Here is a 15,935-nt window from a genome sequence, read left to right as displayed (position 1 = left end):
AAGGTCACCAGCCCAGCAGGGCGAACGGGTCGTGGCCGGGGTTGGCCGGAGGGGATTCCCCCTCAGCCGGTTCTGCTGCTTGCCGACCGGTGGGGAGGGTGACCCACAGGTGCCGGACAGCGCGTCGGCCGAAGAGGGTGCCGGTCTTGAGGTCATAGGTGTCGGGGACATCGACGGCGAGCTGGTCGCCGGCAAGATCCTCAACTGTGGCCTCCAGCGTCACCTCCGTCGCGCGAACTTGGCTGCGGCGGTGGGCGGATGCCTGCCACGGTACGGCTGCCAGCGCATCCGGGAGTTCGGCGTCGGCCTGCAGCCCGAGGCTGACCGGTCCGGTGGGTGGGCAGGAGCGACGACCGAGGGAAAGCGAGTAGACGGGGTGGCGTACCGCGTGCTCCAGGCGCGCCAGAAGGGGTGCCGGTCCGCGCAGGACGGCGACGAAGACGGCGTCTTGGAGGTAGAAGCGCTGGGTCACGCCGGTGTACTTGGGTGGGCTGGTCTTGGTCTGCACGCCCTTGGCGTTCACTTTGGCGGAGGGCAGCGGTATGCCGCGGTGGTCGCTGTAGGTGTGGTAGTCGCGCAGCAGGGAGCCTGGCTGGTCGACGCGTACGCCGAGCCGAAGGTCGAGGAGGTCGGTGATCGAGGCTTCGCGGGCGCGGCCCTCGGCGGCCGCGAGGAGACCGAGGACGCCGGACTTGGTGGGTTGAGGCCGGGTCTCGCGCCGGTTGTAGCGGGACGGACCGCCCCAGGACTGCAGTGGCGCGGCCAGCCTGAGGATGAGGACGGCGTGGTCGGTCATCAGGCACCGGCCTTGGTGGTCTCGCTGTCGGCGAGCCATTGCCCGACCAGCTCACCGAGGGAGTCGAGCAGTGTCGGGAAAGTGGTGGACGGGCCGAAGACCTCGGTGAGCTTGTCCGCCTCGACGTTGTAGGCGGCCAGCGTGCTGACCGGTTCGGCGCCCCAGGTGGCGCTTACGGCCTTCAGCTCGTCGGCCAGCCGCACGGCGGACTCGGCCGCCAGGCCGGTAACGCCCACGACCGGCTCCTCAAATGCGGAGACCAGATTCACCGGCTGGTCCGTGCGGAGGGTGAGGAGCACCAGGTGAGGCAGGGTGCGGTGGGCGAAGGAGTTCTGGTGACCGGTGGGCATGGAACGGGTGAAGGCGTCGACGAACCGGATGGCGGTCTCGCGCGTGTCCTGGGCGGAGCTGAGGTTGTCGCGCAGCTGGTGTACGCCGAGGACCGCGTAGCGGTAAAGAGTGGAGGAGTTGAACTCGACGGTACCGATCATGCCCGCGCCGTGGTCCTCGGTGTTCTCATCGTCCACCGCGGTGTAGTAGTCGAATTCCGTGCGCACGGCATGGGTGGAGAGGGCATGTGCGACCTGGACCGCGGCGTCCACGTTGAGGGTGGGCAGGTCGGCGACCATGCGACCGAAGAGCGCGACCTCCGCCGGGTGACCGGTCGAGAGGGTGGCGACCACCGGGAGTTTGCCGACCGCTGCCTTGAGGTCTGCGTCGGACAGGGCGACGAGTTCCGCGGCGCGGCCGCCAAGCAACTTGACGATCTCATCGAGCTGGCGCTTGCCGAAGAAGAGGAGGTAGGCCGACTGTTCCTCCTTCTTGGACGACTTGGTGATCCCAAGGGGCTCCAACAGGGCAGCGGTCAGACGGTCGGCCTGGGCGACTTCGAGGCCCGCACCCCCCTCGGCGACCGGTGCGGTGAGCCGCTCGGCGAGCAGCGCGGCGATCCGCTTGGTCCGCGTCGCGCGGTCGGTCGGCTCGACAGCCTTGGCGAACTCTGTGCGGGTGGCCCGCTTCCATGCCTGGGAGGAGACCCGGGCACGGCGGGCGCCGCCGTAGAGCGCCTGCTTCGGAGTCCCGGAGTCGTCCCGGTTGGCATTGGAGGGGGGCAGACTCTGCAGGATGTGGACCTCGACGAACAGGGTGGGCTGAGTCATGAACGGGCTCCTCGGTGACATGAGGCGTCGCCGTGCGGCGACACGGAGCTGGATAAGAGGCAGGTGATGCGGCGCCGGACGAGGAAACGGCTGTCCGGCGCGGGCGTCAGGAGTTCTTGACCGTGGGCGCGACGCGGAAGTCGTAGTCCCAGCGGTCACGAAAACGGCCCTGGGCGTTCGGTCGCTTGGGGTCGTCCCACGTCCGCAGAGCGGTGCGCAGGATGCTGTAGTCGAGTCCGATTTCGGCCCGGGAGAGCAGGGTGACCAAGCCCCGCAAGTGCATCGCGAGCTCGCCACTGTCGATCGAGGTGAGGAGGGCGCCGAACCGGCGTTCCAGTGCTGCCTCTCCGTTGACGGTCTTTGCCAGCAGCAGGCGCGCGGCGGTGCCGGGGGTGTTACCGGGGACGTGCATCGTCCGTCTGCGACCCTGTTGGTGTCGCCCGAAGAGGGTGAGTGCGGCGTGCTCAGCGATCAGGTCCCTGGTGAGGGCGCCCTGTTCACGCAGGTCGCAGGACATGCGGGTTCGGTAGTACGGCCACATCGCGGGGACGGTACCGGCCTCGCGGCCTGTGCCGGACCTCAGGGCGGCGAGCTGTGCGCCGTTGTCCATCTCGTCGGGTGCGAAGCAGGTCCAGTACGGGGCGGCATGCGCGTCGTCATCGGTAGCGGGTGGTGCGATGTACTGCAGCCCCCAGGACCGCAGGACCCGGTCTCGGCCCGGGCTCTCCCAGGCGGCAAGGTCGTACATCAGCCGGGTGTAGTCGAGGCCGATGCCCTCCTGCCCCAACAGCGGGACGAGTCGGTGCAGGTGCTGGACAAGCTCACCGAGGTCCTGTGCGGTGGCCGCCGCAATCAGCCGCTGCTCCACAGCACTTGCCGAAAACGCTTCGGCGCTGCACAGTTTCCGGCAGGCCGTGCCCAGGCCGGCCCTCGGGCAATGTGCGGGTTCGACAGCTGCTTGCTGGTGCCGGCCGAAGAGGGTGAGTGCGGCGTGCTCGGCAACGTAGAGGTCAGGCAGACGGTCCGAGTCCCGTGCTGCGTCCGTCAGCCGCACCCGGTGGGTGTCCCGCATGGCGGGGACGGTACCCGGCTCGCCGATGATGCCGTCACGTAAGCCGCGCAGCTTCCGTGTGACATGCTCCGAGAATCCGGGGCGGCCTTCCGTCATACGTGCGTGCCAGTCGGCTGCGACCTCGTCCCAGAAGTAGGCGGGCAGGCCACTGCGGGTCCTGCCGGTTGCGGTGCTCATGCCGCCGCCTCCCCGTTGTCCGAGCCACTCCCGGGGAGCCGGGGCAGGATCTCGGCGAGCTTCTTGTAGAAGATGCCGGCGGCCTTGCCGCTGCGGTACACGACCTCTTTGCCGTTGCGCTTCTCAACACGTCCCACCACCGCACGCGGCGGCGCGGCAGCAAGGAGCGCTTCGGCCTCCGCGACGGCTGCGGCCCGCACCGACAGCTCCCAGGCCACCTGGGCTCGCTCCAGCAGATCGTCGTCCTCACCGACGGTGCGCAGCCCGGCGAGCAGCCGGCGCATCGTTCCGTCGAGGCTGTGCAGGAAGGGGGAGGAAGGGCGCTGGCCCTTGTCTCGTGGCAGTGGATCTCCGCCGGAGGCACGCCGGAGATCGTTGTTGAGGTTGTCCAGTGCGCGGCCGACCTGGTCGGCCTGGCTGACGCATTCCAGGATGGCGGCGCGCAGCCAGTCGTCCTCGGCGAGCAGGGAAGCCACCGGGAGCGGCAGGCTGTCACCGACAGCGTTTTCAACCACGGAGGACTGAGTGCCGTATTCGAGTCCGCAGATCTCCACGCCGAGCGGGTAGTCGGCGGGCAGGACGTCTTCGGCACGCAGATCACCGGCCTGACGCAGGAGGACGGAGGTGTACGGTCCGTCGCCTTCGATGGGCAGGGCCAGTGCAAGCAGCGTGCTGAGTCCTTGCCAAGCCGAACGCCCGGAGGCATGACGGCGCGGGCGCCGCCGAGGCTGGCCTGCCTTCGGTTTGGCGGTGTGGGACCAAGCTGTGTGCGGGTCCCATTCCGGAGTCTGGGCGAGGCGGTCGCCGGCGGAGACGATCGCTCGATGCACACGCGGCTCCCGCTGCGTCTCGCACGGGATCAGTCGGATGCGGCGGGCCTGGAAGGTGAGCAGGTCCAACAGTCCGCCGGCCGGGCGCGGCGACCACCGGGGACTGGCCGGTGACTTCCAGCCGAGCGATGCCGGTCGCTCGTCCCACGCCCACTGGGGGCGGTCCGTCGGGCCCAGGCCGTCGGGTACGATCGGTGTGTTCAGCATCAACGTCTCGAATAAGCTCCGGCCCACCGGGATGGTCACCCCGAGCTGGCCGAGCTGCCCCGTCAGGTTTCCAGTGGTCTTGCCGTTCTTCGCCTGCGGATCACCGACGGCTCCGGTCTTGATGGAAGCCGTGTCCCAGCAGTGTGCATGGAGCAACCACAGCAGCGCCTGGCCAGGCGTCAACAGGAACTCATCACCCTCGGAAACCGCACTGAACAACGGCACGTTGTTGCCAGAGGCGATCGACGGCACGAGCTGCGCGGCCGACTTCGTCTCTCCATTGAGCGCTTCCAGGCAGGCGACCTGCGCAAACGGGCGCTTGTCGTCGAAGAGCCGGAAACGGTCGCCATAGCGGCCCCCAAGGTAGTCGGTCAGCCGCGCCACCTCGGCGTCCGAGAAACGGCCGCGATCGAACCGCTCCGCCCACTCCTGCCGCGAGCGCGGCACGCCAATGGCATCAATCACCACCGGTAAAAGCATCTGTCGTAGCAATGCGGGCAGCATCGTCGACACCGGCGACTCCAGCCTCCGGACCGTGTGCGCGTCCCTCAGCGTGGCGAATAAGCCGGCAGTGCGGACTGCTCCGTCGGCGTCGACTGTGGCGAGCCAATCGCCGTGAACGAGATCTCCGTCGGCGTCCATCGTGGTTCCCCCCCTCCGTGAATCATGCGCGCATCTCCCCAGACGCGCAGGAAGGCAGACCAACTCACCTTTCCATCAGGGAAGTTGATGTACCCGCCCGATCGCAATAAGGCTTCCACACAACGCTTAATGCTTACAACAGAACCGGCGCATCCGCACGGCCCGCACGCCCCCCAGCCGGCGCGAACGGCGACCCTGTACCCTGCCCGGCGGCGCACGGAGCTGCCCCTCCCCGAGTTCGGGGGTGTTCCCGCTTAGTGCTTCACGTCGTCCCCGCACCGCGGGGTGAGAGGACTCCGGGCCCGGCTCCACGCGCCGTTCAACCTCGTTCGACGACCAATCCCAGAACGTCGTCGTAGGAGACCCTGTCCTTGCCCAGCACGGCCGTCCCGTCTTCCTCCAGTACAAGCGCCGGCGCGTACCGGAGCCAGGGATGAACGACCCACCCAGGCAACGGAACCAAGCCTGTCTCCTCTGCCTCCGCAGCCTCCGTCAGCCGTGAAGGCAGCCGCACGGTGCCGCCCAGAAGCCGGCCGATCACGGTTTCGTCGTCCACCTCACCGTGCACACCGATCCAGGTCCCGTCGATCGCCCGGTACCCGCTGGCCGAGCGCCTGACGATCACGGCCTCTACCGACCGCTTCCCGTCCCGCACCACGGCGTCGAGGTCCTCTTCAGATGCCACCGAAATGCCCCCGTAGTGGAGCCCCTCCAACGTTGACGCCCCCCACTCCCGGGGGCGGGTCAACAGGAATCCCTCCGCGCTCTTCTCCCGCTGCTGCTCCTTTGCCTGCCGCTCCTCGCGAGCTGCGGCCTCGTCCCAGTCCGGTGGGCAGACCTCCGCCTCCTCGTAGGCCCTGGCAACCAGACCCGGCACATCGGCCGGAATGCTCCATCCGTCCTTCTGCCGTATTTCTCCGCTCAGCGGCCCCGCGGCTTCAGCGACCAGGGCGGCCGCCCTGAGCAGCGCCCACTCCCCATAGATCGCCTTGGACGCGGGCAGGAAGCGCGGACGTCCTCTCTCGCCGGCCACCACACCCGTCACCAGAACACGCGGTTCGGCGAACGCGGATGATCTGCGGGTGCCACTGTGCCGGTGGAGGCGCCCGATGCGCTGCAGCAGCAGGTCGACGGGGGCAAGGTCTGTGATGAGCAGATCCGCATCCACATCGAAGGACTGCTCGGCAAGCTGTGTGGCGATCACCACCATCCGGTCAGGTCGCTCCCGCTTGGCCCCTGGCCCCAGTAGCCGCAGGCACTCCTCGGTTCGCTCCGCCCGGTGGGCCGAGCACAGCCGACCGTGCAGCAGCCGCACCTGCCCCTCGAACCCGGCCTTCGTCAAGGCTCGGTACATGGCCTGGGCACGGTCGACCTGATTCACCACCACCAGCGCTACCCCGCCGTCGGCAACCTCTTCCCTCACCGTCGAGGCGAGCAGCTCCCCGTCCTGGGCGACATCGGGCAACCAGTCGATCCGTATCGATGTCGACGCACGCCACGACGGGACCACTTCACGGGAACTCTCCGCGATGGAAGCCCCGTTGAGGGAATAGGCCACGGTGACACACGGGTAACCGGCTGGCTCTGGCACCGGGCAGACCACGTCCGCCGCGCTCATCGCACCCGTCAGGTATGCATCGACGCATGCCTGCCGCTGCGCCGGCGGAAGTGTCGCCGAGAGCAGGACCACCGGGACCTTGGCCTGCCCGAGCCAGCGCAGCGCCTCCAGGAGGAACTGCCGCATATAGACGTCCGCGGCGTGCACCTCGTCCACCACCACGACCTTGCCGACCAGGCCGGCGAAGCGCAGCATCACGTGCCGCGTGCGGGTCGCCGCGTGCAAGAGGTGATCCACGGTGCCGACAGCAAACGCCGTCAAAAGACCCCGCTTGTTCCCCAGGAACCACCGGGCCGGGCCGTCACGCCCCTCCTGCACTCCGCAGCTTTCGTCTGATGCCCAGGAAGACATGCCGTACTCGGCATCCTCCTCGGTCGCCCCATAGACGTCGAACGGATCCAAGGCTGCCGACTCGTCACCCCAGCCGGATTCTCCAACCGCGCCTACCCGCTTGCTTTCCCAAATCTCCCGCCACGTCGGGTTGAAGCGGCGCTTACCGTGTAGCAGGGCGACCTGAGCCTCCAGGTCTGGGTCGAACGAGCGCACCCACTCCAGCACCTGCTCGTACATCGGGTCACATGTCGCCTGCGTCGGCATAGCGACGAAGACACCGTCCAGCCCGAACCGGGCTGCCAGCACCTCGGCCGCCGCCAGAGCGGCCTTCGTCTTGCCCTCCCCCATGGGAGCCTCAGCCACCATCAGCCCCGGCGCCGGCATCGACCACGCCCGCTCGACCAGTTCCCGCTGCGAGGCCCTCGGGACGACTCTCAGCCGCCCGGTCAAAGGAGCAAGCCGATCGTCGGGAATGGTGAGTTCGTTCCATCCGCCTCGCAGACCGAGCCGCTGCCACGCCGCCTCAGCCCTCTCGCGAGCCAAGTCGAGAGACACCGCCCGCGCATCCGCGATCCCCTCGAACTGCTCGCTGTCACTGGCGATCCAGTCCGCCATCACGATCAGCCCGGACAGCCCCAGTTGCTCCGCCCTGGACAAGACGCCCACGGGCCGGGCATCGGCCAGATCCGCAAAACCGATGGCCCGGGTGAACACGTCTACGACCGCCCTCTGCGCCTCCTCCCACGCGGCTCCGCGCCCCTGGACTTCCCGATGTTTCGGCTTCAGCCCCTGGACGGACGGGAACGTCCCGTGATGGCCAGCCACCAACGGCCACACCCATGCCGCGCTCTGCGAGCTCCCCCACTCCGCGACCAATCTCGGCCGCAACAACGCGGCGCCCGCCACGTCATGCCGCCACCGCTGCCGCCGGTCCGCCGGCAACCTCCCCCACACCAGACCCGCTGCCCTGACCGGGGCGGCCTCCGCATCGTCCAGCGCCTGAAAAGCAGGACACGCCTTTCCGCAGTCGTGAATCCCACAGATCCACATGAACCACAGACGCCCACGTCCGCCACTGACCTCCTCCAGCCGGCGCCGCATCGCGACCGACAGATACCGCTCCCACATCACCTCCGCCACGGCGGCGGTGTCCAGCAAGTGCCCGAGTAGCAGGTGGGTCCGTCCCCCGTTCCGCGCCGCGGACTTCCCCCATAACCGCGACACCCTGGCAACGGTCTCCTCCGACAGTCCCATCTCCCGCATCAGGTCGGCAATCGACCGCATGTGCTCCACCAGCGCAGTCCTCTCCGTACAGTGGACCCGCACCATAGACCCGCCCACTGACAATGGCCCTGGACCACATGCCCCGACCGCCGATCCTGCTGAATGAAAACCGGCCCCAGCGATAGCATCCGCGCAGGTCAAGAAGTGTCGTCCCCGCACCCGCGGGGGTTGTCCGTGCACGAACAGAGGTAGTGCAGTGCAGGCTGGGTCGTCCCCGCACCCGCGGGGGTTGTCCGCCCATGTGTGGTGAGCTCCTTTCGCACGTCCAGTCGTCCCCGCACCCGCGGGGGTTGTCCCTGGGCCTGCTGGCCTGGGTCGAGCACGGATCCGTCGTCCCCGCACCCGCGGGGGTTGTCCCTGAACTGCTGTCCCCTCTAGGGGACGCGGGTCGTCGTCCCCGCACCCGCGGGGGTTGTCCCCGAGGAACGCGCCTGGCGGGCCGCCCGGGAGAGTCGTCCCCGCACCCGCGGGGGTTGTCCCCGCCGTGGCGCTCACCGCCACCGGTGCCTTCGGTCGTCCCCGCACCCGCGGGGGTTGTCCGTCCTCGCCGAAGACGAGCACAGCCTGCTTGTCGTCGTCCCCGCACCCGCGGGGGTTGTCCGTCGCCGCGGTGCCGAGCGGTCGCGGCAATGAGGTCGTCCCCGCACCCGCGGGGGTTGTCCGCCGTCGCGCCGGGCGAACGTGGGCAGCGGGCCGTCGTCCCCGCACCCGCGGGGGTTGTCCCCACCCGACGGAGCACGTCGAGGGACACCACTTGTCGTCCCCGCACCCGCGGGGGTTGTCCTAGAATGCCCAGTGGTTGGCGTAGCGAGTCAGGGTCGTCCCCGCACCCGCGGGGGTTGTCCCCCGCCACGGTGTCATCCACTTCCGCGGCGAAGGTCGTCCCCGCACCCGCGGGGGTTGTCCTCGACACTGCACTTCCCCCTTCCCGGGCACATAGTCGTCCCCGCACCCGCGGGGGTTGTCCCGTAGATGGATGCTCCATTGACATGCCGTTGTCGTCGTCCCCGCACCCGCGGGTTGTCCCGCACTCCACGCCCTCGACCCGGACATGGACGCGTCGTCCCCGCACCCGCGGGGGTTGTCCTCCCGTGCGCTTCATGCTGTTCCACCCGAGCGCGTCGTCCCCGCACCCGCGGGGGTTGTCCGGGTCAGGTGGAGGTTCCACCCGTTTTCGGCGTCGTCCCCGCACCCGCGGGGGTTGTCCTACTTCATACGTCTCCCTCGGATTTTGTGAGAGGTCGTCCCCGCACCCGCGGGGGTTGTCCTCCCGCAGAACAGGCTCCGTCACGTAACAGCACGTCGTCCCCGCACCCGCGGGGGTTGTCCTCCACGTCTGACCTGCACTGCCCGGCCCGGCCGGTCAAAGTCGTCCCCGCACCCGCGGGGGTTGTCCTGCGCCGGACCACCGGCGGACCTTTCCCCACCAGGTCGTCCCCGCACCCGCGGGGGTTGTCCGCTACTGGCCGAGCTGTTCGACATCGACCCCAAGCCGTCCCCGCACCCGCGGGGGTTGTCCCCGCTACAGCACCTCGTAAGCGCCATGGCCTCAGTCGTCCCCGCACCCGCGGGGGTTGTCCGCGGTCTGCGGTGACCAGCATGCCCTTGTCGAGGTCGTCCCCGCACCCGCGGGGGTTGTCCGTACGCCAGCGTCGTCGCGTCGCTGAGAACGGTGTCGTCCCCGCACCCGCGGGGGTTGTCCGCCGGGGAGGGCCGTTGAGCCTGTGGACCCAGAGTCGTCCCCGCACCCGCGGGGGTTGTCCCGTCCCCGGCCCGATGCAGCCGGGGACGATGGGGTCGTCCCCGCACCCGCGGGGGTTGTCCCCTCGTCTGGGCCGGCAACTCCTTGTGGCCCAGGGTCGTCCCCGCACCCGCGGGGGTTGTCCCAGCGCGAGGACATCGTCCGCGCCACCGCCCCCGTCGTCCCCGCACCCGCGGGGGTTGTCCGAACTCGACGGTCGGCGGGCCGACGAGGACGAGGTCGTCCCCGCACCCGCGGGGGTTGTCCGCCACCGAGGCCAAACGTCGCCGCGACTTCAGCGTCGTCCCCGCACCCGCGGGGGTTGTCCGGTTCCGGCGGCCTCCCGCAGGTCGTACGCGCGGTCGTCCCCGCACCCGCGGGGGTTGTCCGCATCCGACGTTCCCCACAGGTCGGCAGCCCCAGTCGTCCCCGCACCCGCGGGGGTTGTCCGCAGACGATCCGGGACGCCATCGGCGTCCTGTCGTCGTCCCCGCACCCGCGGGGGTTGTCCGCAGACGATCCGGGACGCCATCGGCGTCCTGTCGTCGTCCCCGCACCCGCGGGGGTTGTCCCACCACATCACTTCGCGTTTTGAGAGCGGGGGTGTCGTCCCCGCACCCGCGGGGGTTGTCCCTTGGCTGGTCACGTGCGGAGTTGCACTACTTTGTCGTCCCCGCACCCGCGGGGGTTGTCCGGAGCCCGCCGTGTCCGCACTCGTCGACCGCCTGTCGTCCCCGCACCCGCGGGGGTTGTCCGATCTGCTGGACTCCCAAGCAGCCCTTCGGCGCGTCGTCCCCGCACCCGCGGGGGTTGTCCCGTGGCATTCTCAGATGCCGCTGCCGCATCCGCGTCGTCCCCGCACCCGCGGGGGTTGTCCGTCGACGTGTAGCCGCGGCGGGTCACCCCGCCTGTCGTCCCCGCACCCGCGGGGGTTGTCCCTGACGCACGGTCAGCGGCTTACCGGTCTCGGTGTCGTCCCCGCACCCGCGGGGGTTGTCCCGCAGCTGGTCCACCCTCGCCCTCTCCGTCCCCGTCGTCCCCGCACCCGCGGGGGTTGTCCGGCCACCGACCGTTAGACCGCCGCGCCGGATCCGTCGTCCCCGCACCCGCGGGGGTTGTCCGACCGTGGCGTGCTTGTGCCAGTCGTGATAGGTGTGTCGTCCCCGCACCCGCGGGGGTTGTCCCTCCCTCCCGGACATACGGATGTCCTGAACCTCGTCGTCCCCGCACCCGCGGGGGTTGTCCCAGCGGGCCGTTGCCGAGCGAGCCTGCGGCGCGGTCGTCCCCGCACCCGCGGGGGTTTTCCGCCCCCGCCTGGTGGGTCTACCTCCGCGAATCCGTCGTCCCCGCACCCGCGAGGGTTGTCCGCCGCATCTCGTACGTGAGCATCCTCGCGCTCGGTCGTCCCCGCACCCGCGGAGGTTGTCCCGTTGCCCCGGGGCGGGTGGTGGCCCGCTGCATGTCGTCCCCGCACCCATGGAGGTTGTCCCGGGGTGACCACCAGGAACACGGCCGGTGGCCAGTCGTCTCCGCACCCGCGGGGGGTGTCCCTACCCGCACACGCTGACCCGCCGCGCGGTCCAGTCGTCCCCCCCGGGGGTTGTCCGTCGCGTCCTTCCTCCTCGGCGCGCTCGGCGGCGTCGTCCCCGCACCCGCCAGAGTTGATCCCGAGCGTGCGAGGCAGAAGGGTGAGGAGTGCGTCGTCCCCGCAACTGCGGAGGGTGTCCCTCCGTCCCGGCCGGACACGCGGTGCTGTCGGTGTCGTCCCGGCGCCCGCGGGGGTTGTTCTGGGACCACGACGAACTCTCCCGGGCACTCACCGCCGTACCCTCACCGGCGGTGGTTGTCATCAGCACAAGCACCCGGTACGCGGCCTCCGCAGGTCGCCCCCGCACCCGCGGGGGACACGGAGCCGGAGGCCGAACGGGTGCGAGTTGTCCCCGTACCTGCGGGTTTCCTGGGTGCAACTCGGGATCACCCCCGGTCCGAAACTCCGCCCTCTCTACGAGCGGATCCTCCGCGCTGCCCCACTCTTGGCCTCCCCCGTGCCGGACACTGGACCGCCGCCACCTGGGGCAGCGCCGCCGCCCGTGTACCTGGCTCCTCGGTTGGTGCTGACTGCTTCTTGACGAAGAAGGATGAGTTCTCGTCCGACGCCGTGGGTACCAGGCGGGAACCTGGCGTTCGTCAGGCGACAATGGCAGGATCTTGTGGCCGTTCAGCTCCTCCGAGCCGCCACGGTGTCCATGACCTCTGTGAAGCCGACCTGCCGCAGCTTGACGGTGGTCGCGAACGCTCATGGCCGGCCGCGGCCCTGTAGGCAGACGTCCCCCAGATCGGCCACGATGACGGGGCGCCCATCGTGCCCTCGCACAATGCGATGCTGGTGGAGGTCGCCGACTGGAACTACCCCGGGCAGGGGATACGAGATGTCGCCCTGCCCGGCGTGCTCATGCAACATGGCGTCGCTTTTCAGTTGCACGGCGAGGACATCGACTCCGTGGAGAAGTCCACCGACACTCGGCCGCGCTTAACGGCGAGTCGTTCCAGGAGCGAACCTGGTGAAGATCAAAACGTCCTCGTGCTGCACCACTGAGAGGGGGAGGCCTTCGCGGCGGGCGTCGCGGACGTTCTTCATCTGGAAGAACGACGGGCGAGTGACCAGGCGGCTGTTGCGGATGCCGGCGAGGAGGGCGACGCACCGTTCGGATGGCGTGAGGCCGGCTGCTTTGCCGGCGGCGAGGACGGCGGAGGGCAGGTCGATGAGTTCGCCGCGTTCGCGCCAGGGGCGGGTGGTGACGACGACGGTGCCGCCGGGGCGGAGCATGGTGCGGCACTGGGCGAGGATCTCGGTGAACGCCTCCAAGAGGTGGGCGGTGGAGACGTGGGCGAGGTTGGCGCGGTCGTGGCCGTAGCGGAAGTCCTTCTTGACTACCCCGGGTTCGCCGGTCTCCCGGGAGGAGCGGACCTGCCCGTGGACGCTGGGCCCGTACGGGGGTGAGGTGACCACGAGAGCCACCTTGCCGCGGGCGTCGGCGGGGGCGAGGTCGGTGAGGTGGCGGGCGTCGCCGCAGCGGACGATTCCGGTGCCCGTGCCACTTGTTTGTGCGGCAGAGCGGGCGTTGAGCGAGGCGAGGGTGGCCCACTTGGGTTCGTATTCGACGCCGAGGGCGTTGCGGCCGAGGTGGAGGGCTTCGACGAGGGTGGTGCCGATGCCGCACATCGGATCCAGAACCAGGTCACCGGGGCGGGTGTAGGTGGTGATGGCGTGGGCGGCGATGCCGGGGTGCATCTTGGCCGGGTGCGCCGCCGAGCCGGCAACGTAGCGGCCTTTGCGCTGGGCGGGGGCCGAGGTGGGAGCGGTGTTCCACACCGAAGAGGAGCGCGTCATGAGAGATTCTCCTTGGCTCAGGCGTGGATGGCGGAGAGGGCGATCAGGTCGCTGTGCGCCACCCCGGGGCTGGCGTCGACGGGCGGGGTGGGGATGAGGCGGTCGTCGGAGGGGTGGGCGTGCGCGACGATGACGTGCTGGAGATAGCGGAATCCGGCGGTGCGGGCGCAGGCGATGAGAGAGCCGAGCGGGTCGGTGAGGATGCCCTCGTCCCGCCGCTGACGGGTGGCCAGCAGAAGCAGTCCGTCGGCGGGCAGGAGCCGATGGGCGCGATGGAAGAAGCCCGACCAGCCCTCCTCCATCGCGCCAGGCATCTCACTCACACCGCCGCATGCCGGAATGTTGGTGGGGTCAGGGAGAGCGTCGGGGTGGAGTTCGGCCAGCAGCATAGAGAGTCTGCTGGGGGTGCCGTCGGTGTAGGTGAGGACGGGGATGCGGGCGTCCATGCCCGGCTCGGTGTCCCTTACGGAAAGCTTCAGCAGGGGCGCGGGCCGTTGACCGACGCGGGTGGTGAACACGGTCCGGGCCCGCTCGATGGCCCACTCGGGAAGGACGCTGCCGGGGGTGGGGGTGGTCTTCGGCTCGTCGGGGGCGGGGAGCCAGAGGGTGGTCGGCAAGGGGCGGGTGGCGCGAGGCCGGGTGGTGTGCGAGGTGACGGGCGAAGTGGTGCGCATCGGTGAGTGGCGCCCGGAAAGTGGGATCGAATCCGTCTGGTGCTGACATGAAGTAAAGAGAAACGGCAGGCCGAAATTGTCATCCACGGCAGGAATGTTCGAGGCGCTGCTGCGGCAGCAGCCTGCCCCTGCATCGACATGGATCTGACTGATCATCTGGTGGTATTTGCCCAGCTCAGTCGCGTAACGAGCCAGTGCCGAGCCACCAGCGAGCCACTGCCGAGCCTCCCCTTCCGCCACCCGACGGCCGGGCTGGGGCGGCACGAAAAGTTTCCTTTGTTCGATATCGAATGGCGCAATGCAGATAGCCCGATTCGTCTTCGGCGTGTGGTCGGTGTCCATGTGTCAGCCGGCGTCGAGACCTGGGCGGGCGGGTGCGGGAAGCGGATAGCGAAGGTGTGTCCCGATCGATGCGTGGTGCCCACCGGATCGGCTGACGAGCTGGTCGACGGCGCGATGCGGGCGCTCGGTGTGGCCGCCCGCTGGAACAGCTCGGCCATGGCGCCTCCGAGCCTGAGGGCTCGGCTGAGGTGGCCGGGCGGTCCGGGGCGATCCAGGCCTCGCGCCACAGGAACGCACGGCACTCCTCCGCCAGCGAACGCGGGAACGCTTCGGCAAATGGGCCCAAGCTGTCCATGAACTGAGTTGCAGTCAGCTCATTCCTCATACAGCCGGTTCCCGTCGTGTCCGCAAGAGATCAGCCACCGAGTCTCCACGCGGGCGCGGTCGTGGCCGGCGGCGACGGTCCGCTGCTGTCTGGTGCAGCCGCAGGCTGCGCCGCTGTATGGGGGTGATCAGCGAGGCGAAAAGTGTGTCTTCGGGGCGTGCATCGAGGTTGTGAAGTCCTACCTGTCGTTTTCGACGGGCGGCGGTTCGGTTCGTTCGCTCTTCCTGTCAGTGCTCGTAGGTGTCACGAGGTCTCGTTGTTGAACCTGGACCTGAGATTTCAGCCCTCGTGGTCGTGTGAGGTGTATGGGGAGAGGCGGCGGCACTGGGGAGGTGCCGCCGCCTTGGGGAACCGGCTTAGTCGGCCCGGTTCTTCGTGTGCTTGGGCAGGAAGAACATCAGGGCCCACATCAGGGCGAGGAGGCTGCCGACCCACCACAGCACGGTGATGAACGCGTCGCGGTTGAGTCCGGCGTCGGGCGAGCCGCCGGTGGTGGCGAAGAACACCAGGGCGGTCAGCGCGGTNCCGAGGGCGATGCCCAGGTGGATGGCGGTGTTGAANANACCGGAGGCGGCTCCGGCGTCCTNGTGCTGGACGCGGGCCAGCGACAGGTCGGCNAGCGGGCCGCTGACCATGCCGAGGCCGAAGCCGATCAGTACCACCGGAGCGGTCATCGCCAGCAGGGTCAGGTCTGCCTGGCCTGCGTCGGCCTGGAGTCCGTAGGNGGCCATCGAAGCGGNNGCGATGAGGGCTCCGGNCTGGGGAAGGCGGCGGGCGAAGCGCCCGCCGCTCTTCGCCGCGATCGTNGCGCCGGCCAGCTCTCCGAGGGANAGCAGTACGAAGGCCAGGGCTGCGTGGAAGGGGCTCATGCCCAGCCCGCGCTGGAGGTAGAGGGTCCAGGTCATGAAGAACAGCCCGCACAGCAGGCCGTGCATCAGCTGCGCGGCCGTGCCACCGGAGAACTGCCTGCCCCGGAAGAGGGACAGGGGCACGAGGGGNGCCTTGTTCTGCTTGCGCTGCTGGTGGCGCAGGAAGACGCCCAGNGCNAGGAGACCGGTGGCGAGCANGGCGAAGCACCACAGCGGCCAGTGATGGAGGTGNNCCTCGCTGAGCGGGAAGACGATCAGGACGATGGCCAGTGCGGACAGCAGCATGCCGGTCAGGTCCAGCCGGGCGGCCTTCTTCACGGTCGACTCGGGGATGAATCGGCGTCCCAGGAGGAGCACGGCGAGGCCGACNGGCACGTTGACCAGGAAGATCGGCCGCCAGGACAGCCCGAACAGGTCGGCCTCGGTGAGCAGGCCGCCCATCACCGGGCCCAGGACATTGGCGAGCGACATGAC

General features: G+C 69.5%; 8 protein-coding genes and 2 CRISPR repeat arrays. All 8 genes read right to left on the bottom strand.

The window, feature by feature from the left end:
- Nucleotides 1-4: 4 nt before the first annotated feature.
- Entirely contained in the window at nt 5-796 is a 792-nt protein-coding gene (gene cas5e / locus B073_RS0130755; protein WP_018541927.1) for a type I-E CRISPR-associated protein Cas5/CasD, read from the bottom strand.
- Nucleotides 796-1,956, bottom strand: a complete 1,161-nt coding sequence (gene cas7e / locus B073_RS0130750) for a type I-E CRISPR-associated protein Cas7/Cse4/CasC (protein ID WP_018541926.1) — start codon at nt 1,954-1,956, stop codon at nt 796-798. Before cas7e ends, cas5e begins: the two co-directional genes overlap by 1 nt.
- Nucleotides 1,957-2,062: 106 nt before the next feature.
- Nucleotides 2,063-3,205: a type I-E CRISPR-associated protein Cse2/CasB gene (casB, locus tag B073_RS0130745; protein ID WP_018541925.1), complete on the bottom strand. Its 1,143-nt coding sequence runs from the start codon at nt 3,203-3,205 to the stop codon at nt 2,063-2,065.
- Entirely contained in the window at nt 3,202-4,884 is a 1,683-nt protein-coding gene (gene casA, locus B073_RS41625; protein ID WP_063740921.1) for a type I-E CRISPR-associated protein Cse1/CasA, read from the bottom strand. Before casA ends, casB begins: the two co-directional genes overlap by 4 nt.
- 319 nt (nt 4,885-5,203) lie before the next feature.
- Complete coding sequence (locus B073_RS0130735) at nt 5,204-8,119, bottom strand: CRISPR-associated helicase/endonuclease Cas3 (protein WP_106732009.1); 2,916 nt, start codon at nt 8,117-8,119, stop codon at nt 5,204-5,206.
- Between the two features lie 146 nt (nt 8,120-8,265).
- Nucleotides 8,266-9,086: direct repeats of the CRISPR family, unit length 28 nt; unit sequence GTCGTCCCCGCACCCGCGGGGGTTGTCC.
- A 91-nt stretch (nt 9,087-9,177) separates the two neighbouring features.
- A CRISPR array of direct repeats spans nt 9,178-11,410; the repeat unit is 28 nt; unit sequence GTCGTCCCCGCACCCGCGGGGGTTGTCC.
- Nucleotides 11,411-12,390: 980 nt separating this feature from the next.
- The gene (locus B073_RS0130725) at nt 12,391-13,251 is read right to left on the bottom strand and encodes a TRM11 family SAM-dependent methyltransferase (RefSeq protein ID WP_018541921.1); all 861 of its coding nucleotides are present in this window, start codon (nt 13,249-13,251) and stop codon (nt 12,391-12,393) included.
- A 17-nt stretch (nt 13,252-13,268) separates the two neighbouring features.
- Nucleotides 13,269-13,925 (bottom strand): hypothetical protein, encoded by a 657-nt coding sequence (locus B073_RS0130720; protein ID WP_018541920.1) that lies wholly within the window; start codon nt 13,923-13,925, stop codon nt 13,269-13,271.
- Nucleotides 13,926-14,948: 1,023 nt separating this feature from the next.
- On the bottom strand, nt 14,949-15,935 hold a 987-nt coding region (locus B073_RS41620), incomplete at its 5' end, for an MFS transporter (RefSeq protein ID WP_018541919.1).

The organism is Streptomyces sp. MspMP-M5, from assembly GCF_000373585.1.
Classification (GTDB): Bacteria; Actinomycetota; Actinomycetes; order Streptomycetales; family Streptomycetaceae; genus Streptomyces.
The sequence above is the reverse complement of the archived record's forward strand: the minus strand, read 5'-3'. Positions and strand labels throughout refer to the sequence as shown.

What these genes read in the sequence shown, in the direction of transcription:
- casA (WP_063740921.1), bottom strand. Translation starts at nt 4,884, where the DNA reads ATGGACGCCGACGGAGATCTCGTTCACGGCGATTGGCTCGCCACAGTC.
- B073_RS0130720 (WP_018541920.1), bottom strand. Translation starts at nt 13,925, where the DNA reads ATGCGCACCACTTCGCCCGTCACCTCGCACACCACCCGGCCTCGCGCC.
- B073_RS0130725 (WP_018541921.1), bottom strand. Translation starts at nt 13,251, where the DNA reads ATGACGCGCTCCTCTTCGGTGTGGAACACCGCTCCCACCTCGGCCCCC.
- B073_RS0130735 (WP_106732009.1), bottom strand. Translation starts at nt 8,119, where the DNA reads ATGCGGTCGATTGCCGACCTGATGCGGGAGATGGGACTGTCGGAGGAG.
- cas5e (WP_018541927.1), bottom strand. Translation starts at nt 796, where the DNA reads ATGACCGACCACGCCGTCCTCATCCTCAGGCTGGCCGCGCCACTGCAG.
- cas7e (WP_018541926.1), bottom strand. Translation starts at nt 1,956, where the DNA reads ATGACTCAGCCCACCCTGTTCGTCGAGGTCCACATCCTGCAGAGTCTG.
- casB (WP_018541925.1), bottom strand. Translation starts at nt 3,205, where the DNA reads ATGAGCACCGCAACCGGCAGGACCCGCAGTGGCCTGCCCGCCTACTTC.